This window comes from Caulobacter sp. GW821-FHT10A06 (assembly GCF_059415805.1).
The window spans coordinates 20,472-40,943 of sequence record NZ_JBWKNY010000007.1 but is presented as its reverse complement, the minus strand read 5'-3'; the positions used below and the strand labels follow the sequence as shown (position 1 = coordinate 40,943).

22 protein-coding genes and 1 tRNA gene are annotated in these 20,472 nt (G+C 68.1%); 15 read left to right on the top strand and 8 right to left on the bottom strand.

What is annotated here, in order from left to right; translation table 11 throughout:
* Positions 1–262 precede the first annotated feature (262 nt).
* From AC07NF_RS20930 to nusG, 4 genes are all read left to right on the top strand, one after another.
* Positions 263–682, top strand: a complete 420-nt coding sequence (locus tag AC07NF_RS20930) for a hypothetical protein (protein ID WP_492815324.1) — start codon at positions 263–265, stop codon at positions 680–682.
* A 486-nt stretch (positions 683–1,168) separates the two neighbouring features.
* A tRNA-Trp gene (locus AC07NF_RS20925) sits at positions 1,169–1,244 on the top strand.
* A 63-nt stretch (positions 1,245–1,307) separates the two neighbouring features.
* Positions 1,308–1,631, top strand: coding sequence for a preprotein translocase subunit SecE (gene secE, locus AC07NF_RS20920; RefSeq protein WP_492815323.1), 324 nt, complete (start codon positions 1,308–1,310; stop codon positions 1,629–1,631).
* 9 nt (positions 1,632–1,640) lie between these two features.
* A complete protein-coding gene (nusG, locus tag AC07NF_RS20915; RefSeq protein WP_291880015.1) occupies positions 1,641–2,198 on the top strand; it encodes a transcription termination/antitermination protein NusG in 558 nt (185 codons plus the stop codon).
* Positions 2,199–2,259: 61 nt separating this feature from the next.
* Here the strand turns inward: nusG and arr are convergent, their stop codons facing one another.
* On the bottom strand, positions 2,260–2,676 hold the full coding sequence (arr, locus tag AC07NF_RS20910) for an NAD(+)--rifampin ADP-ribosyltransferase (RefSeq protein ID WP_494627539.1): 417 nt from the start codon (positions 2,674–2,676) through the stop codon (positions 2,260–2,262).
* Between the two features lie 207 nt (positions 2,677–2,883).
* On the opposite strand from arr, the gene AC07NF_RS20905 reads away from it, so the two are divergent.
* The 3 genes from AC07NF_RS20905 to spt all read left to right on the top strand — a co-directional run bounded on the left by AC07NF_RS20905 (position 2,884) and on the right by spt (position 4,783).
* Positions 2,884–3,069, top strand: a complete 186-nt coding sequence (locus AC07NF_RS20905) for a hypothetical protein (RefSeq protein ID WP_494627541.1) — start codon at positions 2,884–2,886, stop codon at positions 3,067–3,069.
* Positions 3,070–3,246: 177 nt separating this feature from the next.
* A complete protein-coding gene (locus AC07NF_RS20900) occupies positions 3,247–3,558 on the top strand; it encodes an acyl carrier protein (protein ID WP_492815320.1) in 312 nt (103 codons plus the stop codon).
* A gap of 1 nt (position 3,559) precedes the next feature.
* A complete protein-coding gene (spt, locus tag AC07NF_RS20895) occupies positions 3,560–4,783 on the top strand; it encodes a serine palmitoyltransferase (RefSeq protein ID WP_492815319.1) in 1,224 nt (407 codons plus the stop codon).
* Here spt and AC07NF_RS20890 read toward each other — a convergent pair.
* The 4 genes from AC07NF_RS20890 to AC07NF_RS20875 are packed head-to-tail and all read right to left on the bottom strand — an operon-like array spanning position 4,773 to position 10,707.
* Positions 4,773–7,931: an efflux RND transporter permease subunit gene (locus AC07NF_RS20890; protein WP_494627544.1), complete on the bottom strand. Its 3,159-nt coding sequence runs from the start codon at positions 7,929–7,931 to the stop codon at positions 4,773–4,775. The two genes, spt and AC07NF_RS20890, sit on opposite strands and share 11 nt — an antisense overlap.
* A 2-nt stretch (positions 7,932–7,933) precedes the next feature.
* Entirely contained in the window at positions 7,934–9,079 is a 1,146-nt protein-coding gene (locus AC07NF_RS20885; protein WP_494655331.1) for an efflux RND transporter periplasmic adaptor subunit, read from the bottom strand.
* Positions 9,076–10,311: a TolC family protein gene (locus tag AC07NF_RS20880; protein WP_494634025.1), complete on the bottom strand. Its 1,236-nt coding sequence runs from the start codon at positions 10,309–10,311 to the stop codon at positions 9,076–9,078. The genes AC07NF_RS20885 and AC07NF_RS20880 overlap by 4 nt, the downstream gene beginning before the upstream one ends.
* A gap of 51 nt (positions 10,312–10,362) precedes the next feature.
* Positions 10,363–10,707 carry a hypothetical protein gene (locus AC07NF_RS20875; RefSeq protein ID WP_492815315.1) on the bottom strand — a complete coding sequence of 115 codons (345 nt, stop codon included), beginning with the start codon at positions 10,705–10,707 and terminating at the stop codon, positions 10,363–10,365.
* A gap of 223 nt (positions 10,708–10,930) precedes the next feature.
* Between AC07NF_RS20875 and rplK the strand changes: the two genes are divergently transcribed.
* From rplK to AC07NF_RS20855, 4 genes are all read left to right on the top strand, one after another.
* Positions 10,931–11,362 carry a 50S ribosomal protein L11 gene (gene rplK / locus AC07NF_RS20870; protein ID WP_172269646.1) on the top strand — a complete coding sequence of 144 codons (432 nt, stop codon included), beginning with the start codon at positions 10,931–10,933 and terminating at the stop codon, positions 11,360–11,362.
* A gap of 4 nt (positions 11,363–11,366) precedes the next feature.
* Complete coding sequence (gene rplA, locus AC07NF_RS20865) at positions 11,367–12,053, top strand: 50S ribosomal protein L1 (protein WP_492815314.1); 687 nt, start codon at positions 11,367–11,369, stop codon at positions 12,051–12,053.
* 72 nt (positions 12,054–12,125) lie between these two features.
* On the top strand, positions 12,126–13,325 hold the full coding sequence (locus AC07NF_RS20860; protein ID WP_494634022.1) for a BaiN/RdsA family NAD(P)/FAD-dependent oxidoreductase: 1,200 nt from the start codon (positions 12,126–12,128) through the stop codon (positions 13,323–13,325).
* A 103-nt stretch (positions 13,326–13,428) separates the two neighbouring features.
* Positions 13,429–14,250 carry a hypothetical protein gene (locus AC07NF_RS20855; protein ID WP_494634020.1) on the top strand — a complete coding sequence of 274 codons (822 nt, stop codon included), beginning with the start codon at positions 13,429–13,431 and terminating at the stop codon, positions 14,248–14,250.
* On the opposite strand, the gene AC07NF_RS20850 is transcribed toward AC07NF_RS20855, so the two are convergent.
* Positions 14,251–15,600, bottom strand: coding sequence for an alpha/beta fold hydrolase (locus AC07NF_RS20850; RefSeq protein WP_494634018.1), 1,350 nt, complete (start codon positions 15,598–15,600; stop codon positions 14,251–14,253).
* 70 nt (positions 15,601–15,670) lie between these two features.
* Here AC07NF_RS20850 and AC07NF_RS20845 point away from each other — a divergent pair, with 70 nt between their 5' ends.
* Positions 15,671–16,069 carry an SRPBCC family protein gene (locus AC07NF_RS20845; RefSeq protein WP_494634015.1) on the top strand — a complete coding sequence of 133 codons (399 nt, stop codon included), beginning with the start codon at positions 15,671–15,673 and terminating at the stop codon, positions 16,067–16,069.
* Here AC07NF_RS20845 and AC07NF_RS20840 read toward each other — a convergent pair.
* A complete protein-coding gene (locus AC07NF_RS20840; RefSeq protein ID WP_494634013.1) occupies positions 16,066–16,644 on the bottom strand; it encodes a TetR/AcrR family transcriptional regulator in 579 nt (192 codons plus the stop codon). The two genes, AC07NF_RS20845 and AC07NF_RS20840, sit on opposite strands and share 4 nt — an antisense overlap.
* A gap of 78 nt (positions 16,645–16,722) precedes the next feature.
* On the opposite strand from AC07NF_RS20840, the gene AC07NF_RS20835 reads away from it, so the two are divergent.
* The 3 genes from AC07NF_RS20835 (at position 16,723) to rplL (ending at position 18,598) form a co-directional block, all read left to right on the top strand.
* A complete protein-coding gene (locus AC07NF_RS20835) occupies positions 16,723–17,328 on the top strand; it encodes an NAD(P)H-dependent oxidoreductase (protein WP_494634011.1) in 606 nt (201 codons plus the stop codon).
* 321 nt (positions 17,329–17,649) lie between these two features.
* Positions 17,650–18,168, top strand: a complete 519-nt coding sequence (gene rplJ, locus AC07NF_RS20830; RefSeq protein WP_492815307.1) for a 50S ribosomal protein L10 — start codon at positions 17,650–17,652, stop codon at positions 18,166–18,168.
* 46 nt (positions 18,169–18,214) lie between these two features.
* On the top strand, positions 18,215–18,598 hold the full coding sequence (gene rplL, locus AC07NF_RS20825) for a 50S ribosomal protein L7/L12 (protein ID WP_492815306.1): 384 nt from the start codon (positions 18,215–18,217) through the stop codon (positions 18,596–18,598).
* 90 nt (positions 18,599–18,688) lie between these two features.
* On the opposite strand, the gene AC07NF_RS20820 is transcribed toward rplL, so the two are convergent.
* Positions 18,689–20,302 carry a peroxidase family protein gene (locus AC07NF_RS20820; protein ID WP_494634009.1) on the bottom strand — a complete coding sequence of 538 codons (1,614 nt, stop codon included), beginning with the start codon at positions 20,300–20,302 and terminating at the stop codon, positions 18,689–18,691.
* Positions 20,303–20,472: the final 170 nt, after the last annotated feature.

Genomic DNA, 20,472 nt, shown 5'->3' with positions numbered 1-20,472 from the left:
CACAGAAAGCGGCGTCTCGGTTTGCGAACAAATGTTCAGATGAGAAAGGCTGTCAGCTGTGCGCGGCATGGGATTGCACTGGGCTGGACGAAGCTTCGGAGCTTCGTGCGTCTGTCGTCCGGTTAAGGACAATCTTTTTCCCAATCTGTCAAAATCGCCGAACCGGTTTTTCGAAAGCGTCAAAAATGTGATTGCCGCTCTTTGAAACGAGGCGCAGACTTCCTTTTGCTTCGTTCGCGGAGCCAACGATACGGAGGAACGTATGCGGGTTAGGTTCATAGGGGCCGCCGCGGCGGCCGGTCTGTTAGCGTTTGGTTTGGCTGGTTGCAGTGACGGCGGCGCGAAGACGAAAGTCGCGCAGGCCAATCAAGTCGTCGTGGAAGGTACGCCTGTCACGGCATCGGGCTGCGTCAGGCCCGTCGAGAACACCAGCTGCCTGGTCGTGAAGGGCCGAGGCGGTGGTTATTACGACATCAGCAGCGCCAGCCCGGCGCCGGACCTGTCCAAGGGCGTGGCGGTTTCGCTGCGCGGCACGGACAGTGGCAAGAACACCCAGTGCGGGCGCGAGCTGACGAACGTGAAGTTCTCGTACCTGGGCATCCAGTGCGGCGCCACGATGCCGGCCAGCGCTTCGACCGCTACCGACAAGGACGCCAAGACCAAGCAGGAAAAAGCCGGCTGATCGAAACCAGCCGCGCTTGATCCGTAAATCCTAGCCCTCGCCGGAGCCCGGATCCGTCCGGGTCTTCGGCGAACGGGTGCTGTCGGCCGCACCTGGCGGCTCGGTGGCCGGCCTAGGCGGTTGGCCCTCCCGAGACGCGGGACGCTGGTTCTCGTGCTCGACTTCTCGGTTCGACGGCCGATTCGAAGGCAGGTCGTCGTTCGAGGGCTGAGGTTGGGGTGAAGAAATGCTGGGCATGGCGAAATAACGCCGTGGTCGGGGCTTCCGATCCCCAAAAGGGGTCTTCTTCGCGCGGCTCGAAGCCCCGAACGGCGGGGTTGTGGGCACCTAAAGCCGTCAAACCGTTGCGCCGCGCTTGCTCGCCGCATGCGACCCTGCTAAATGGCGCGGCTCTGGCGACAGGACATGGCGCGCCGAGGCTTCAAAGCCTCCCGGCGCGCTGTCTGTCTCCGGATGTCCGTCGGCCCGAAAGGGCGGTCGGAATGCAGGAGTGTAGCTCAGCTGGTAGAGCGTCGGTCTCCAAAACCGAAAGTCGTGGGTTCGAGTCCCCCCACTCCTGCCACTATATGTTTCCGACGGGCCGCGTGACGGCCCGCAGTTTTGGAAAGTCGTGAGCCTCTAGAGCATGGCCAGGAAACCGGGATCCAGCCCGTCCGCGATCAAGAACCGCGCCGCTAAGACGGCAGCGGCGATGGCGCCCGCCGGCGCTGGCGCGACGACGGCAGCCGCCGCTCCCGCCGCCCCCAAGAAGCGCACCAGCCCGGTGCAGTTCTTCCGCGAAGTTCGCGCCGAAGCCCGCAAGATCACCTGGACCACCCGCAAGGAGACCTGGATCACCTCGGTGATGGTCTTCATCATGGTGGTCATGGCCTCGCTGTTCTTCATGGCTGTCGACGGCGGCATGGGCTTCGCGATGAATCAGCTCCTGAAGCTGGCGACCTCGGGATAAGATAGAGCGATGAGCACCGAAACCGCCTCGAACCCGAACCACAAGTGGTACATCGTCCACGCCTACTCGAACTTCGAGAAGAAGGTGGCCGAGAGCATCCGCGAGCAGGCCAAGAACCAGGGCCTGGAGGAGAACTTCTCCGAGATTCTGGTGCCGACCGAAGAGGTCGTCGAGATCCGCCGCGGTCGTAAGGTCAATGCCGAGCGCAAGTTCTTCCCGGGCTACGTCCTGGTGAAGATGAACCTCTCGGACGAAGCCTACCACCTGATCAAGAACACCCCGAAGGTCACGGGCTTCCTGGGCAGCGGCTCCAAGCCGATGCCGGTTTCCGAAAAGGAAGTCCAGCGCATCGTCGGCGCGATCGAGGAAGGCGTCACCGCCCCGAAGGCCGTGGTGCTGTACGAAGTCGGCGAGAACGTCCGCGTCACCGACGGCCCGTTCGCCAGCTTCAACGGCTCGGTCGAATACGTCGACGAGGAAAAGGCCCGCCTGCGCGTCACCGTCTCGATCTTCGGCCGCGCCACTCCGGTGGAGCTGGAATACAATCAGGTCGAGAAGATCGCTTAATCGCGATTGGCTTGAAGTCTTTGAAAAGCCCCGCGTCCCAGGACGCGGGGCTTTTTGCTGTTTAGTCCTCGATCGCCTCGACGCCCTGGCGGTCCAGTTCCGCCAGGTGGTCGCGCATGGTCTTGAGCTGCTCGGGCGTGTGACCCGTCCAGCGGGTCAGCTCGCCGACGATCCGCAAGGGATAGGACGTGCGATACGAGCGGGTCGGATTGCCGGGGAACTTCTTGTCGGTGAGGTTGGGATCATCCTCGATCGGGCCGGTTGGCTCGACCACATAGATCCGCTGTGGCCCGTCGCCCTGGGCCAGTTCCGCGCCCCAGATGGCGGCGTCCAGGGTCGCGGTCAGATAGGCATAGGCCGCCTTCCTGCGCCGGCCGTAGTTGGAGGCGTAGCCGGCGCTGATCAGATCGCCCAGGTTCAGGTCCGCTTTCGTGCCGTGATAGAACGGTTCAGCGCCTGGTGTGACGGTGGTGGTCATCGATCAATGGCCCTTCTGTGATGGAGACCCGACGGTCCCCGCGTCGAGGGCGCTACAAACTGCGCATAAATCGCCGTTCGCCAATTCTTGAAATCGGATATTTCAGCCCCAAATCCCCTTCAAGCGGGGGCGAGGACGTCGGTTCGGGGTTTGCCAGAGTGGCCAACTCGGCGCATTTTCCGCCTCCCGAACCCGGAGATCGTCTCGATGAAAGCGCCCCGCAAACTCGTGATCTTGGCGGTCGCGCCCGTCTCCCTGAGCGTGGTCCTGTTGCCGCTGGCCAACCGCCTGCCGCTGCCCGACGGCCTGATCGGTTGCGCCATCGGCAGCCTGTTCGGGCTGTCGCTGGTGGGCCTGCTGGCGATGGCCGGCAAGGCCAAATGCGCCTCCTAAAGCAGCCTCCGCACACAATCCGAAACAGGTCTTGAGGCCCCCGAATCCGCGTGCGACTTGCTGTCCACGCGAATGTGACTACTCTGTAACTGGAGCGTCCGGGGCTGAGCGAGCGCGATGGGGGGGCCTATCACCAAGTCGCAGACAGGGGACAACGGCCATGCCGTGGTGGTTTCGATGCCTCTCGAGGTTATCGAAGGCGACTGCGCGCGGCTGTCATCGGATGACCGTATGGTCGACGATCCGGTGGTCGCCACGGTGGCCGCCTACGTCCTCCAGACCCTGCAACCCTATGCCCCGGCGGGCCAGGCCATGACGCCGAAGACCGACATCATGACCGACCTGCACATCGACTCCCTGAGCGTGATGAACGCGGTGCTCGACATCGAGGACCACTTCGACATCTCGATCCCACTCAATCGACTGGCCCAGTTCCGCACCGCCGAGAACTTGGCCGCCTACATCGTCTCAAGACTCGGAAAACACTGAATTGGGCATCTTCGACACCCATTCCGCCCTGATGGCGCGCTACGAAACCGCTCGCGCCTCCGGACAAATGCCCACGGGCGTGGTGATGGACAGGCTGCTGTCCGCCACCGAAGCCGAGATCAACGGTCGAAAAACCGTGACCGTCGGCACGCACAACTATCTGGGCCTGGCCTTCGATCCGGCGTGCATCGAGGCCGCCGCTGAAGCCGTGCGCCGCGAGGGTACCGGTACCTGCGGGTCGCGGATCGCCAACGGCTCGTTCTCCGAGCACGTGGCCCTGGAGCGCGAAATCGCCGATTTCCACGGCATGGCCCATGCAATGGTCTTCTCGACCGGGTACCAGGCCAACCTCGGCGTCATCTCGACCCTGGTCGGGGCCGGCGACTTCCTGCTGCTGGACGCCGACAGCCACGCCTCGATCTATGACGCCTGCAAGCAGACCCAGGCCAGCGCCATCCGCTTCAAGCACAACGACCCGGCCAGCCTGGAGGCGCGCCTGCGCCGCGTGAAGGACGAGCCGGGCAACAAGCTGGTGGTGGTCGAGGGCATCTATTCGATGCTGGGCGACATGGCCCCGCTGAAGGAGATGGTCGAGGTCGCCCGTCGCTACGGCGCCTACATCCTGGTCGACGAGGCCCACTCGATGGGCGTGCTGGGCGAGCGCGGCTGCGGCCTGGCCGAGGCCGTCGGCGTGCTGGACAATGTCGACTTCATCGTCGGCACCTTCTCCAAGAGCCTGGGCGCGGTGGGCGGTTACTGCGTCTCCAACCTCGAGCAGTTCGACATCCTGCGCGTGGCTTGCCGCCCCTACATGTTCACCGCCTCGCTGCCGCCGGCGACCGTGGCCTCGGTGCGCGCCGCCCTGGCCGCCGTCCGTGAACGCCCGCAGCTGCGCGAGAAGCTGTGGAACAACGTCAACCGCTTCTACGGCGCCCTGGCCGACGCCGGCTTCCAGCTGGGCTCGATCGCCAGCCCGATCGTCGCCGTGTGCCTCGACTCCGAGCTGACGACCCTGGCCATGTGGCGGGCGCTGCTGGACCGCGGCTACTACGTCAATGTCGGCCTGCCGCCGGCCACGCCGTCGGGCGAGAGCCTGCTGCGCTGCGCCATCTCGGCCGCCCACTCCGAGGCTCAGCTGGACGGCTTGGCCGAACAGCTGATCAGCCTGGGGCGGGAGTATGGCGTCCTGCCCCAGGAAGACCTGCGTCGGGCCGCTAAGGCCTGACGTCCCTACGCCTGCCTAGCCAGACATAGAAGCTGGGCAGTACGAGCAACGTGAGCACGGTGGAGGTCAGCAGACCGCCGACCACCACCGTCGCCAGCGGCTTCTGCACCTCCGCGCCGGGCCCGATGGCCAGCGCCATCGGAATGAAGCCCAGGATCGCCACCAGCGCCGTGGTCAGCACCGCCCGCAGACGGCCGACCGTGCCGTCGATGACGGCGGCGGCGAGGTCGGTTTCGCCCTCGATCCGCTGTTTGATGCTCTGCATCAAGACGAGGCCGTTCAGGGTCGCCACACCCGAGACGGCGATGAAGCCGACGGCCGCCGAGATCGAGAACGGCATCCCTCGCAGCAGCAGCGCCAGCGCTCCGCCAACCAGGGCCAGGGGCACGCAGGCGAAGACCAGCGCCGCCTCCGTCGCCGAACCTAGGGCGAAGAACAGCAGCACGGCGATCACCAAGAACACCACGGGCACGATGATCGCTAGGCGCGCGCTGGCCCGTTCCAGGTTCTCGAACTGACCGCCCCAGTCCAGCCATGAGCCGGGCGTCGGCTTGACGTCCCGGGCCACGGCGGCCTGGGCGTCTTTGACGAAGCCGCCCAGGTCGCGACCGCGCACATTGGCCTGAACCACGATGCGGCGCTTGCCGTTCTCGCGGCTGACCTGGTTGGGCCCCTCGGCGGTGTCAAAGCGGGCGATGCTGGACAGCGGGACGGCGCTGCCGCCCTCGCTTTCCGAGACCACCGGCAGCTGGCCCATGGCCGCCGGATCGGCGCGCTTGGCGTCGTCCAGGCGCACGACCACGTCGAACCGACGGTCGCCCTCCAGGATGTGGCCGGCCTCGCGTCCGCCCAGGCCGATCTCCAGGGCGTCGGCCGCGTCGCTGGCGTGGACCCCCAAGGCCGCCGCGGCCGTGCGATCGACGCTGGCGGTGATGGTCGGCTGGCCCGAGATCTGCTCGACCTTCACATCCGCCGCGCCAGGCACCCTGCGCAGGGTCGCGGCCACCTGGTCGGCCGTCCGGCTCATGGCCGCGAAGTCGTCGCCATAGACCTTGACCGCCACGTCCGAACGCACGCCGGCGATCAGCTCGTTGAAGCGCATCTGGATCGGCTGGGTGAACTCGTAGGCGTTGCCGATCAGCTTTGAGAGATCGCCTTCCATCCGCTCGACCAGCTCGGTCTTGGAGAGGCCGGGATTTGGCCAATCCTTGCGGGGCTTCAGGATCACGAAGGTGTCCGAGGCGCTGGGCGGCATCGGGTCCGAAGCGATCTCGGCCGTACCGGTGCGGGTGAAGACCAGGGCGACCTCCGGCTGGGCCGAAAGCGCCTTTTCGACCTCGAACTGCATGGCCTGGCTCTCCTCCAGCGAGATCGAGGGCACGCGGCTGGCCTGAACCAGCAGGTCGCCTTCATCCAGCGTCGGCGCGAACTCGCGACCCAGAGCGAAGAAGGCGACGAGGCCAAGCATCAGCGCCAGGACGGCGCCGCCGGCCACGGCCTTGGGTCGGGCGACGGCGGCGCGCAGCACCGGTTCGAAGCGCGTGCGGACGGCCTTCATCGCCTTGGTCTCGCCGTGACCCTTGGGCTCGCGCACCGCCAGGGCGGTCAGGGCCGGCACCAGGGTCAGGGACAGCACGAAGGCGCCGGCCAGGGCGAACATCACCGTGGCGGCCATGGGCGTGAACATCTTGCCCTCGACCCCTTCGAAGGTCAGCAGCGGGGCATAGACCAAGAGGATGATCGCCTGGCCGAAGGCGGCGGGGCGGGCCATCTCCTTGGCGGCCTCGACCGCGACCGACAGGCGCTCGCCGGCGGTCAGGTCGCGGCCTTCGGCCTGGCGGCGCAGGGCCAGGCGGCCCAGGGTGTTCTCGATCACCACCACGGCCCCGTCGACGATCAGGCCGAAGTCCAGCGCCCCCAGGCTCATCAGGTTGCCGCTGATCCCGAACCTGCGCATGGCGATGGCGGCGATCAGGAACGACAGCGGGATGACCAGGGCCGTGATCAGGGCGGCGCGGAAATTCCCCAGCGCGAAGAACAGCACCGCGATGACCAGCAGCGCCCCGACCGTCAGGTTGTGCTCGACCGTCCGGATGGTGGCGTCGACCAGGCGGGTGCGGTCCAGCACCGGCTTGACCAACACGTCGGGCGGCAGGCTGGCGGCGATGGCCTTGAGGCGCTCGTCGACCCGCGCGGCCACGGTGCGGCTGTTCTCGCCGACCAGCATCAGGGCCGTGCCGATCACCACCTCGCGGCCATTCTCGCTGGCAGAGCCCAGGCGCGGGGCGTGGCCCAGGGCAACGGTGGCGACGTCCGAGACCTTCACCACGGCGCCGTTGCGACGGCCGATCGGGGTGTCGGCCAGCTCGGCCAGGCTTTTCACCCGCGCGTCGGTGCGGACGATATAGGCCTCGCCGCCACGCTGGACGTAGCCGGCCCCGGCGATGCGGTTCGAGTGCTCCAGGGCCTCGACCAGCTGCGGCAGGCTGATGCCGCGCGCCGCCAGCTTGGCCGGGTCGGGATGGACGGCGTATTCCTTGACGTAGCCGCCCAAGACATCGACGCCGGCGACGCCGTCCAGGGTCTTCATCTGCGGGGCCACGATCCAGTCCTGGACCGTGCGCAGATAGGTGGCCTTCTCGATGTCGGTCCGCAGGGTCTCGCCCTCGGGCGTGACGTAGGGAACACCGGTGCGCGCGGCGGCGCCCTTGAACTCGACGGTCCAGATGTAGACCTCGCCCAGACCTGTGACGGGCGGACCCATGCCGGGCTCCAGGCCGTCGGGCAGGCTGGCGCGGGCGGCTTGCAGGCGCTCATTGACCAGGGCGCGGGCGAAATAGAGGTCGGTGCTCTCGGTGAACACGGCGGTGATCTGCGAGAAGCCGTGCCGTGACAGCGAGCGGGTCTCGACCAGGCCCGGCGTGCCCGCCAGGGCCGTTTCGAGCGGGAAGGTCACCTGGCGCTCGACCTCCTCGGGACCGAGGGCCGGGGCGACGGTGTTGATCTGCACCTGGCGATTGGTGATGTCAGGCACGGCGTCGATCGGCAGGCGCGACAGCTGCTGCAGGCCGAACGCGAACAGCGCCACGGCCAGCAGGACGACGATCCAGCGGAAGCGGACGGACAGGTCGATGAGGCGGTTGAGCATGATCAGTCCTCGTGCCCCGCTTCGCCCTTGCCGAGCTCGGCCTTCAGCCGGAAGGCGCCCTTGCCGGCGAGGGTCTCGCCGCCGGTCAGGCCTTTCAGGATCTCGATGGAGCCGGCGGCCGTGCGGCCGGTGACGACCGGCGTGGCGCGGAAGCCCTTGGGCTCGGCGACGAACACCACGGTGCGGCCCTCCAGGGTCTGGACAGCGTCGGCGGGCACGGTCAGGCCGCCTGCGCCCTTGGCCAGGATCACCCGAGCCGAGACGATGGAGCCGATCTGCGGGGCGGGCGCGGTGGGTTTGGCGCGCACCACGGCCGCGCCGGCGCCCAGGGCGCTGGGGGCCACGGCGATGATACGCGCGCCGGCCTCGCCGCCGTCGGGCCGCTGGACCAGCACGTCGTCGCCGACCTTGATCGCATTGGCCGAGGCCGGCGGGGCGTCGAAGACGTATTCGACCGCGCTCTGATCGGCGATCTCGGCGACGAGGCCGCCTTGGGTCAGGAACCCGCCGACCCGCGTGTCGATGCGGGTGACGATCCCGGCGATCGGCGCGCGCAGGGTGGCGACGCCGCCGGCGCTGGGCGCGCCTTGGGCGGCGACCTGGGCGCGGGCGGCGCGCAGCTCGGCCTGGGCCTTGTCGGCATTGGCCTGGCTGGCCTCCCAGTCCTGGCGGGCGACGACGCCGGCGTCGAACAGGCGGCGGTCGCGCGTGGCGGCGGCCTGGGCGGCGCGGGCGCCAGCCGAGGCGGCGTCGACGTTGGCCCGCGCTCCGGCCCCCTCGGCGCTGCGCAGGGTGGCGATGGCCGCGCCGGCGGCGACGCGATCCCCGGCGGCGACATGGACGCGCTCGACCGTGCCCGACACCGGCGCGCCCAGGGCGGCCGAGGCGTTGGCGGCCAGCGTCACGCGGCCGGGCAGCACCAGCTCGGAGCCACCGCCGCGTCCGACCGTGGTGGTTAGCACGCCGGCCTTGGCGGCGTCGGTGGGCGAGAGGGTGACGAAGCCTTCTTCGTGAGGGGCCTCTTCCTTCGCGTGGCCTTCAACGGCGACTGGGGCCTTGTCGGTCAGACGACCCAGGCCAAAACCCATGCCGGCGGCAGCGACCAGGGCGATGGCCGCGCCGGCCAGGAGCAGGTTGCGGTTGGTCATTGGGCGCCTCCAAAGGCGATCTGTCCGTTGGCCTGGGCGAGATCCGCGCAGGCCTTGGCGCGCGCCAGGCGCGCCTCGATGTGGCGTTGGCGGGCGGCGACCAGGTCGCGGCGCGCGGAGAGCAGTTCCAACAGGGGCAGCTTGCCGGCCTCGTAGCCCAGCTTGGCCAAGCGGTAGGCCTCGCGGGCGGCGGCTTCACCCTCGCGAGCGGCGGCGGTCGAGCGTTCCGCCGCGCGAGCCTCGCCCTCGGCCCCGCGCCGGTCGGCCGTGGCGTCGGCCTGGGCGATCAGCAGGCGCGCGCGAGCGGCGTCGGCCTCGGCCTGGGCCGCCTTCACCGCGCCTCGGTTGCGGTCGAACAGCGGCAGGGGCAGCGAGACCCCCGCGACGGCGGCGGTGGCGTCGTCTCCCGCCAACCGCCGAACGCCGAAGCTGACCGTGACGTCGGGCGCGGCGCGGCGGCGTTCCAGATCGAGCTTGCGCACGGCGGTCTGCTGTTCAGCCTGGGCCACGGCGACCGCTGGAGGCTGGGCGCTGGCGGCGGAGACGGTCCAGACGCGGTCCAGCACCCCCGGCGTCACGGCGACATAGCTCTGCTCGCCGCCGATCAGGGCCGACAGCCGCGCGAGGGCGGCGCCGGCTTCGGCTTCGGCGCGGGACTGCTCGGCCTGCGCCGCCGACACCGCCGCCTGGGCCTGTAGGGCGCGCAGTTCGGCTTCCTTGCCGTTATCGACTAGCAGCCGCGCGGCGCGGGCGTCGGCCTGGGCCAGCTCGACGCCGTCCCTGGCCAGGACCAGCCGCTCGCCGGCCGCCTCGGCGGTGGCATAGGCCACCGAGAGGTCGCGGGCGAAGGCGACCCGGTTCTGGCTGGCGCGCGAGCGAGCGGTGCCGACCTCGGCCCGTGCTACGGCGACACGCGCGCCGCGCTTGCCGCCCAGCTCCAGGGTCTGGCCGACCGACAGAGTGGTCTCGGCGCTCTGGAAGTCGCGATAGGGGCCGTCGCCGCCGACGTTCTCGACCTGCAGGTCCAGGGTGGGATTAGGCCGGGCGCGAGCCTGGAGAGCGCGGCCTTCGGCGGCGCGCGTCTCGGCCTCGCCGACGATCAGGCGTGGGGCCGAGGCCTCCCGCAGCAGGGTTTCGAGGGGCGGCGCGGTCTGGGCCGCGGCGGCGCTATACAGCGCGCCGCAGGCGACGGACGCCAAGGCCGCACGCAGCGGCCATCGGTTCGATGACATGAAGATTCCTCGCGATGACAGGACGACGGCGCGCGGGATGCGCGCGAGCCGTCAGGCGCGAGGCGGGTGGTCGAGCGGGGAGGGGCTGTGCGAGGCCGGCGCCAGGGCGGCGACCAGGATGTGCTCGGCGGTCTTGGGCGCTGGCGCGGAGACGGCCAGGACCGGCGCGTCGATCAGCGAGCCGCCATGATGGCAGTGGCCGCCCAGGCAGCAGGCGGCCTTGCAGGGCGCGCTGTCGTGCTTCTGGTCGGCCTGGATCGTCTGCTCGGCGCTGGCCGGACGTTCGTCGCAGACGCAAGCGGCCGAGGCGACGGCCGGGATCAGGACGAGCAAGGCCAGGACGCAGGCGACCAGAAGGCCTCCCAGGTTCCGCTGCCATGTCGTCGTCTTGACCATGGCCGCTCTATAGCTTTTGCGAACGACTCTGAGAACGCGTTACATAATCACACGCGATCGGCCCGCCCCCCATTGCGGCCTTTGACTCCGTGTCCCCCGCCTGCTACACGCCCCGCCTCGCTCCCGGACCTCGCGTCCTGGGGCGTGCTTGTCGTTATGGCGACAGGTTCAAATCCGTGGAAGGGCCGCCAAGCCCGCACCACGGCTCACAAGTGAGGACACTATGGCTAAGAAGATCCTGGGCTACATCAAGCTCCAGGTGAAGGCTGGCTCGGCCACGCCTTCGCCCCCCATCGGCCCGGCTCTGGGTCAGCGCGGCGTCAACATCATGGGCTTCTGTAAGGAGTTCAACGCGCGCACCGAGAACGTCGAAAAGGGCACCCCCCTGCCGACCGTGATCACTGTCTACCAAGACAAGTCGTTCACCTTCATCACCAAGACGCCCCCGGCGACGCACTACCTGAAGCAGGCCACCGGCCTGAAGTCGGGCGCGAAGCTGACCGGTCGTGAGACCGTCGGTGAAGTCACGCGCACCCAGCTGCGCGAGATCGCCGAAAAGAAGATGAAGGACCTGAACGCCAACGACATCGAGGCCGCGGCCAAGATCATCGAAGGCTCCGCCAAGGCCATGGGCCTGAAGATCGTGGAGGCCTAATCACATGGCTAAGCAACCCAAGCGCATTCAAGCCTGGACCGGCGACCGCGACGCGACCCACACGGTCGAAGCCGCCATCGCCCTGGTGAAGGCCAACGCCAAGGCCAAGTTCGACGAGTCGATCGAAATCTCGGTCAACCTGGGCGTCGACCCGCGTCACGCCGACCAACAGGTCCGCGGCGTCGTGAACCTGCCGTCGGGCACCGGCCGTGACGTCCGCGTCGCCGTCTTCGCCAAGGACGCCAAGGCGGCTGAAGCCACCGCGGCGGGCGCCGAGCACGTCGGCGCCGAAGACCTGTACGAAAAGATCGCCGGCGGCTTCATGGACTTCGATCGCGTCATCGCGTCGCCGGACATGATGGCCCTGGTCGGTCGCCTCGGTAAGGTGCTGGGCCCGCGCGGCCTGATGCCGAACCCGAAGGTCGGCACCGTGACCCCGAACGTCGGCCAAGCCGTCAAGGACGCCAAGGGCGGCGCCGTCGAGTTCCGCGTCGAGAAGGCTGGCATCGTCCACGCCGGCATCGGCAAGGCCTCGTTCACCGACGAAGCCCTGGTCATCAACGTCAAGGCTCTGATCGAAGCCCTGAACCGCTCGAAGCCCTCGGGCGCCAAGGGCATCTACGTGAAGCGTATCGGCCTGTCGTCGACGATGGGCCCGGGCTTCAAGGTGGACGTCGCCTCGGTCGGCTAATCGCTGATTGAAGCCAAGAAATGAGAAGGGCGGGGCCTTGCGGCTCCGCCCTTTTTCTTTGATCCAAGGCGCATGAGCCAAGACGACATTCTCGACGTCGCCGTGATCGGCGGCGGGCCGGCCGGGCTGATGGCGGCCGAGACCGTGGCGCGGGCCGGGAAGTCCGTGGCCGTGTTCGAGAAAATGCCGACCTTCGGGCGCAAGTTCCTGATGGCCGGGCGTGGGGGGCTGAACCTCACCCATTCCGAAGACTTCGAGCGGTTCGCCCAGCGCTATGGCGCGCGGTCGGAGGCTCTGCGTCCGATGCTGGAGGCGTTCGCGCCCAAGGACCTGGTCGCCTGGGCCGAGGGGCTGGGGCAGCCGACCTTCGTCGGCGCCAGCGGCCGGGTGTTTCCCAAGGCGATGAAGGCCTCGCCGCTGCTGCGGGCATGGCTGGCGCGGCTGGAAGGGCTGGGCGTGCAGCTGCGGACGCGCGCCGAATGGACCGGCTGGAGCGGCGACGGCGGGCTGTTGATCAATGGCGAGGTCGTGCGCGCCAAGGCGGTGGTGTTGGCCCTGGGCGGGGCCAGCTGGGCCAAGCTGGGCTCGGACGCGGCCTGGGTCCCGACGCTGGCGCAGATGGCCGACATCGCGCCGTTCCGCGCCGCCAACTGCGGCTTCGACGTCACCTGGAGCGCCGTGTTCCGCGAGCGTTTCGCCGGGGAACCGCTGAAGAACGTGGCCCTGCGCCACGGCGAGGCCAGCGCGCGGGGCGACGCCATGGTCGCCGGCTATGGCCTGGAGGGCGGGGCGATTTACGCCCTGGCCGCCAGCCTGCGCGATGCGATCGAGGCCAAGGGGCGGGCGGTGCTGACCATCGACCTGCGCCCGGACATCCCGGCCGAGACCCTGGAGCGCCGCCTGCAAGCGTCGCGCGGCGGCCAGAGCCTGGCCAACTTCCTGCGCAAGGCGGTCAAGCTGTCGCCGGTCGAGATCAATCTGCTGCGCGAGGCGCATGGCCTGGACCTGCCGGCCGAGCCGGCGGCGCTGGCGGCGGCGATCAAGGCCGCGCCGATCGTGCTGACCGGCGTCCAGCCCCTGGACCGCGCCATTTCGGCGGCAGGCGGCGCACGCTTCGAGAGCCTGGACGGCCTGGCGTTGAAGGGCCGCCCCGAGGTGCTCCTGGCTGGCGAGATGCTGGACTGGGAAGCCCCGACCGGCGGCTACTTGCTGCAGGCCTGTTTCGCCACCGGCGTGGCGGCGGGCGAATTGGCCCTAGCGCGCCTGAAATAGGGCAATTTCGCTGACCTTTGCGTCACGCCCGCTATGTCGGGAACTTGACCGAACATCGTTATTTGATCATCGTTCGGCATCCGCCCAAGGGGGGAGGGATCCCATGACGACTATCGATCAAGCGCGCGCCGCCGTCGGCGCGCGATCCGACGTGCTGTCCGGCGAGCGCACAGCGTTTATCGATCGCTGGATCTATGTGTTCATGGCCGCCAGCTTCGTGGCGATCGTGCTTGTCGGCTTCGTTCCGGACTCTCTGGACAAGGTCGCGGCGGTACAGGCTGGGCAGCGGCCGCCGTTCCCGCTGGTGCTGCACCTGCACGCCCTCTTGATGGGCGGCTACCTGCTGTTGCTGCTGACCCAGACAACGCTGGTGGCGACCGGCCGTGTCGCCTCGCATCGTCTGCTGGGCGTGGCGGGCGCGGTGCTGGCGGCGGCGCTGGTGGTGGTCGGCTTCATTCTCATCCCGACCATGTACCATCAGGTGTTCGTCGGGACGCAGCTCGCGCCGCCGCCGGCGAGGGCCCAGATGGCGCAGCTTCTGGTGTTCATCGAGAACATCATGCTGCTGCAGCTGCGCGTCGGGTTTCTGTTCCCGATCCTGGTGTTGATCGGCGTCGGAGCGCGCAAGACCGATCCCGGCTTTCACAAGCGGATGATGATCCTGTCCATCGCGACCGCCCTGTCGGCCGCCTTCGACCGGGTCACCTGGATCCCGACCACCATGCCCGCAAGCCCGCTGTCTTCGGATCTCTACGTGCTCCTGGCGATCGCTCCCATGTTTCTATGGGACGTCCTCCGCAATCGGGGCGTCCATCGCGCCTACTGGGTCTGGCTGGCCATTGCCGCGCCGTTCACGATCGCGGTCCACGCCCTGTGGGACACGCCGTTCTGGCACGCCACGGCCAAGCGGATCATGGGCGTCTGACTACTTCATCGCCGCGCGGATCTTCGCGGCCATGGCCTCCAGGTCCTTGGGATCGGCCGGCTTGTTCTCGACCAGATAGACCGGCTTGCCCGCCACGCGCGGGATAACGTGGACATGCAGGTGCGGCACGCTTTGGCCGACGCCGTTGTTCTGCAGGATCAGGAAGCCTTCCAGCCCCAAGGCGTCGACCTCCGCCTGGCCGATCTTCTGGGCGACGGCCATGACCTTGGCGATGTCCTTGGGATCCATCTCCAGCAGGTTGCGGGCCTTGGAGGTCTTGGAGATCACCAGCACGTGGCCGGGCTCCAGCGGGGCGCGGTCCATGAAGGCCAGGACGTCGGCGTCCTCGTAGACCTTGTAGCTGGGCGCCTCGCCCCGGATGATGCGGGCGAAGATGTTGCTCGGATCGTAGGCGCCCTTCAGCGGCGGGAAGGGCGCGGTCGCGGCGCTCTTGGGCTCGAAGCGGGCCAGCCAGCGGATCACCTCGCCCTCCAACGCGATGCGCGCGTCCGAGAAGCTGTGGTCGGTGGCCATGTAGGTTTCGGTCAGAGCCTTGGCGCCGGCCCCCTTTGCCGCGTCGGCCAGCTTGCGGGTCGTGGGCGCGCCGGCGAACTCGGCGCCGATCAGCAGCAGCGGGCGGTCGGCGATCTTGGCGGTCAGCTTCTCCAGGTCCAGCTTGTCGGCGTCGCGCTCGATCTCGGCGACCAGGGCTTCGGGCGTCGTGGCCAGGGGGGCGGTGTCGGGGCGCATGGCCTCGATCACGGCCTTGCGGGCGTCGGGCGAGGTGATGCGTTCGCTGCGCGAGCCGATGTCCCAGGAATCGATCAGCACCGCCCCGGCTACGCGAGGCTCGGCGGCGACGGCGTCGGCGGCCATGAAGCCGCCCATGCTGTGGCCGGCCACGACGATGCGGGCGGGGTCGATGTGATATTTGGCGACGTTGGCGGGATCCAGCAGCCAGGCCACGGCCGCCTCACCGTCGGCGCGAGCGTTGGCGAAGCTGAACTTGCCCTGGCTGCCCCACGAGCCGCGATAGTTGATCCGCATGGCGTTCCAGCCGGCGCGGCGCACGGCCTGCAGCAGGTCGATATTGGTCTCGTTGCCCGGGAAGCCGTGCAGGAACAGCATCGTCGGATGCGGTCCCGCGCCCGAGGCGGTGTAGAGGATCGCATTGACCTTCGAGCCGGCGATGTCGACCTGGAAAGCGGCCATGTCGGCCGGGCGGTCCTTGTCGCGCGCCGGATCGGCGACCACGGCGCGGGGCGTCGGCGGGAGCTTGGGTTCGGCGAAGGCCGGGCCAGCCATGGCCAACAACAGGGCGCACGCCCCGGCGATAAGCTTGCGAGTCATGGAGCCCCTCCTGCCAGTTCTTGGTCGGGGACGCTGCTATCTCTCAGGCCAAACAGCAAGGGAGGACGGCATGGCTTCGATCCACAAGGACATCCTCATCGACGCGGCGCCTGACGCGGTCTGGGACGCCGTGCGCGATGTGGGCAAGATCCACGAGCGGCTGTGCCCGGGCTTCGTGACCGACACCGAGATGGTCGACGACGGCGCGGCCCGCCTGGTGACCTTCGGCAACGGCATGGTGGTCAAGGAGGTCATCGTCGACAGCGACGACGTCCGCCGCCGCCTGGTTTGGACGGTGCAGAGCGAGCGCCTCTCGCACCACAACGGCGTCATGCAGGTCTTCGATGCGGGCGAAGGCCGCTCGCGCGCCGTCTGGACCGCCGACGTCCTGCCCCACGCGGCCGCCGAAACGGTCGGCCCGATGATGGGGATGGGTCTGGAAGCGATGAAGAAGCGGCTGGAGGCCTAGACCACGGCGACGATGGCGCGGAAGAGCTCGGCCTTGGCCTCGTCGGGGGTGATCTGTCCCGCGGCGGCCACGCGCGACAGCGTCTCGGCCGCGCCCAGCATCGCCCACAGGCGCGCCGTCGAGATCGCGCCGGCCGGGGCGAACGGCGCCAGCAGCGCCCGGCAGGTCTCCAGGAAGGTCGTCAGATAGGCGTGCTTGGCCGCCTCCAGCGCCGGCGAGCCGGCCAGGGCCGCCAGCACGCCGGGGATCTCGCGGCCCTGCTTCAGCACGCAGTCGACATAGGCCCCGGCGATCAGTCGGGCGCGGGCTTCCAGCGTGGCTTCGGCGCCGGCGAGGGCGGTGTCCATGGCTGCGTTCTGGACGGCGTCATAGGCTTCGTAGAGCGCGATCAGCAGGCCGTCGCGCGTGCCGAAGTGGTCGTAGACCACCGGCTTGGTCACGCCCGCGCGCTCGGCCAGCCGACCCAGGGTCAGGGCGTCGGTCCCTTCCTCGCGGATGATCGTCCACGAGGTCGCCAGCAGTTGCCGCAGGCGGTCCTCGCGGGTCAGGCGGCGGCGGGGCGACGCGGTTGACATGGCTATATACCAAAAGTAACTTACCAAAAGTATATAGGATCCGACAAGACCCTCCAACGCTTTCCGAGGAGTGCTCCCATGCATGCTCTCGTCGTTCTCTCTCATCCCGTCCCTGGCTCCCTGACCCACGCCGTCGCTCAGGCGGTCGGGGAGGGGTTGGCCGCCTCAGGCGAAGACCACAGCTTCGAGATCGCCGACCTGGCGGCCGAGGGCTTTGACGCGGCTTTCGCCGCTTCGGACATCGACGCCCACCTGCGACGCGGACCGGCCTCGGCGGCGGTGCTGGCCGAGCAGGCGCGGCTGGACAGGGCCGACGCCCTGGTGCTGGTCTATCCCGTCTACTGGTGGTCGATGCCCGGCCTGCTGAAAGGCTGGATCGACCGCGTATTCGCCAACGGCTGGGCGTATGAGGAGCGCGGCGACGGGACCACCGAGAAGAAGCTGGGGCGGCTGGCCGTGCACCTGGTCGCGATCGGCGGGGCCGACCTTCGCACCTATGCCCGCCACGGCTATTTTGGGGCCATGCGCACCCAGATCGACCATGGGATCTTCGGCTATTGCGGCGCGCCGGTGGTCACGTCCGAGCTGCTGACGGGCTCCGAGCCGCCGGCCGCTCACCTGGAGCGGGCCCGGGCGATCGGACGGAAGATCTTCGCCGGCGGTCGCGCGCGTGAAGCCGCCTAAAGCGCCCTGTTGATATCCCGCGCATCTTCGTCTATACGGCGCGCCTCTTCGACGGACTCTAGGGTCCGCTGGAGAACCTGTTTGAGAACTACGGGGCGTGGGGTCACCAACGCCGTAATCGAGGAAGGGCCCTTCCTCACCGTCGGGAGACAGGGATAGAGACGCCAAGTCTTCCTGCTCGTGACCTAAAGGTCCGAGACCGGAACGCGGCCGACTTTCCTTGAAACAGGCATATGCGACTCGCAAGCGGGAGCAATTCCGCATGGGACCGCATCTGGCTGCCGGAATGGTCCGGCCGCTGTTATTGAGTAGGAGACCGCAATGGACCGCGCTCAAAAGCAGGAATCGATCGAGTCGCTGAAAAGCGTCTTCGCCGATGCCGGCGCTGTCGTCGTGACCCACTACATGGGTCTGACCGTTGCGGAAATGACCGACCTTCGTCTTCGCCTCCGCAAGGAAGGCGCCGCGATCAAGGTTGTGAAGAACACCCTGGCCCTCAAGGCTCTGGACGGCTCGCTCGGTGAAAAGGGCGACACGCTCTTCACCGGCCCGGTCGCCATCGCCTATGGCCCGGACGCTGTCTCGGCCGCGAAGATCGCGGTGCAGTTCGCCAAAGAAAACGACAAGCTCAAGATTGTCGGTGGCGTCCTGGACCAGACCAACGTGCTGGACGAGAGCGCCGTTCGCGCTCTGGCGACCCTCCCGTCGCTGGACGAACTGCGTGGCAAGCTTATCGGCCTCATCCAGGCTCCGGCGACCAAGATCGCTGGCGTCCTGCAGGCTCCGGCCGCCCAGCTGGCTCGCGTCTTCAATGCCTACGCGACCAAAGACGCCGCGTAACGGTCATCCCCGCAAATCTATCCCAATCTCTCTAAGGAACTGACACATGTCGAAGCTCGAAAAGCTGGTCGAAGAACTGTCCACCCTGTCGGTGCTGGAAGCCGCTGAACTGTCGAAGCTGCTGGAAGAAAAGTGGGGCGTCTCGGCCGCCGCTCCGGTCGCCGTCGCCGCTGCTGGCGGTGGCGCTGCCGCTCCGGCCGAAGCTGCTGAAGAGCAAACCGAGTTCACCGTTGTCCTGGTCGACGGCGGCGACAAGAAGATCAACGTGATCAAGGAAGTCCGCGGCGTCCGTCCGGACCTCGGCCTGAAGGAAGCCAAGGACCTGGTCGAAGGCGCTCCGCAGAACGTCGTCGAAAACGTCTCGAAGGCTCAAGCCGACGAAGTCGCCAAGAAGCTGACGGAAGCCGGCGCCAAGATCCAAATCAAGTAATCTGGCCCCTGCGTTCGCAGGGATCAGGTTCCTTTTGGAACTGCCGAACGGCCTCGGAGGGAAACCTCCGAGGCCGTTTTCTTTTGGGCGTTAGCCGGCCGAGGCCGCCGGCGCCGGAGGCGGCTTGCCTTCGGTGAAGCGCACCAGGTCGCTCATGGTGAAGTGGCCCTCCACCGCCGACGGCAGGGTCGGCCGCCAGGTCGGCCACTGGGCCAGGAACGAGTGGCGGTCCTCGATCATCAGGCCGGCCAGCACCTCGGCGATGATCGTGCCGCCTACCGGACCCAGGTGGACGCCGTCGGTCAGCTCGGCCTCGCGCAGGATGTAGAACCAGAGCGGGGTGTTGGTCCCCAGGGCCGGGTGGTCCGCCAGGACCTTGGCGCGGGCGGTCTTGCGATCGGCGTCCTCGTTATCGAAGAGCTCTTCGGCGGACAGTTCGGGGACCGACAGGCGCCGGGCGACGCTCTGGCCGGACGGCAGCTCCATCCGCCAGCCGCGCAACAGGTTCAGAACCGCCAGGGACCGCAGTTCTATCGGCAGATGCTGGTGGTCCGGCAAGCTTTCCAGCGGATCGACCAGCACGGTGTCGAGCTTGTAGGAGGGCTGCGGCAGCACGGCGCCTGCCGGAACCTCGCCGTCCGGCTCGAGATCCGGATAGAAGAACGCCCAGTCGATGGACCAGAAGTCCGGCAGCTCCCGGAAGCCGTTCAGGTTGGCCAGCGGCTGTGGCAGCTCAGGGGGGAACAGCGAGAAGATCGGGATCCGGTTGAACGTCGCGTCCTTGCCGTGGAAGGGCTGGACGTTGGGCTGGGCGCCGGTGACGATGTGGTTCAGCGAGTAGCTGGGGCGCACCTGCGAGTGGCCGTAGCGATAGGCCGCCACCGCGAACTCGACCGGCATGTAGGCGTAGCGGCCCTTGGAGTCGTAGACCGCCAGGTCCGGGAACTCGCCCTGGCCGCCGATGATCTCCTCATAGGTCTCCGGGCCCAGGATGCGCGGCAGGAAGTCGTGCAGCACGATCCACTGATAGTGCCAGCGGACGATCCTCTGGGCCTCCAGGAAATCGCCATCGGCCTCGGTGTCCAGCACGCGGTTGTGGAAGCGCAGGAACAGGCTGTGCAGCTGGGAGACGATCAGGTTCTCGTCGTTGCGCTTGTCGCCGATCAGGGCGCGGCGCACGGCGGCGGTGTTGCGGGGCAGGTCCGGCCGGTCGTTGCGCGACTTGTCGAAGTCCTTGTCGTCGCCCAGCAACAGATGCTTGCCGTCCTCCTCGTACAGGAAGGGCTGATCGTCTGGACCCGAGCCGTAGACGGAGTCGAGGTCCAGCCTGGGCGTGCGGAAGTCCTGCAGGGCGTCGGGGTCGTTGAAGCGGTCCAGCGACGACACCGGATCGAACGTGATGTCGTGGTCGATGAACTGGCCCAGATAGGTGTAGCCAGCCGGGATGGCCGGATTCTCGTCCTCGGGCTCGGGCACATCAAGCGCGACGTCGACCGGTTCGCCAGCGGCGATCTTGGCGTCGAACTCGCCCTGGACCATCGTCTGCGCGAGGGCGATGAGCGCGGCGCGGGCTTGATCGTCTCGCTCGCCGAACACCGCCGGCGGGAGGTTGCGGAACATGCGGCCAAAGCGGGCGTCCCGGATGCTGGACTGCGGGACACCAAGGAGGCCGCGCACGGCCGAGCCGTGACGTGAGGAGGCCATCGCCCAATCCTTTCAGGAGGGAGGTGAAGCGTGTTTGGGAAAGCTGGAGCGCGGCGAGGGACGAAAGCGCACAGACGCGTGGCCGCACGGGCACTTAGGTTTATTCGCTCGTAAAAGTAGCATCTGGTCAAGCTTCAGATTTGAGAAGTATTTGCGATGCGCGCGCCTGC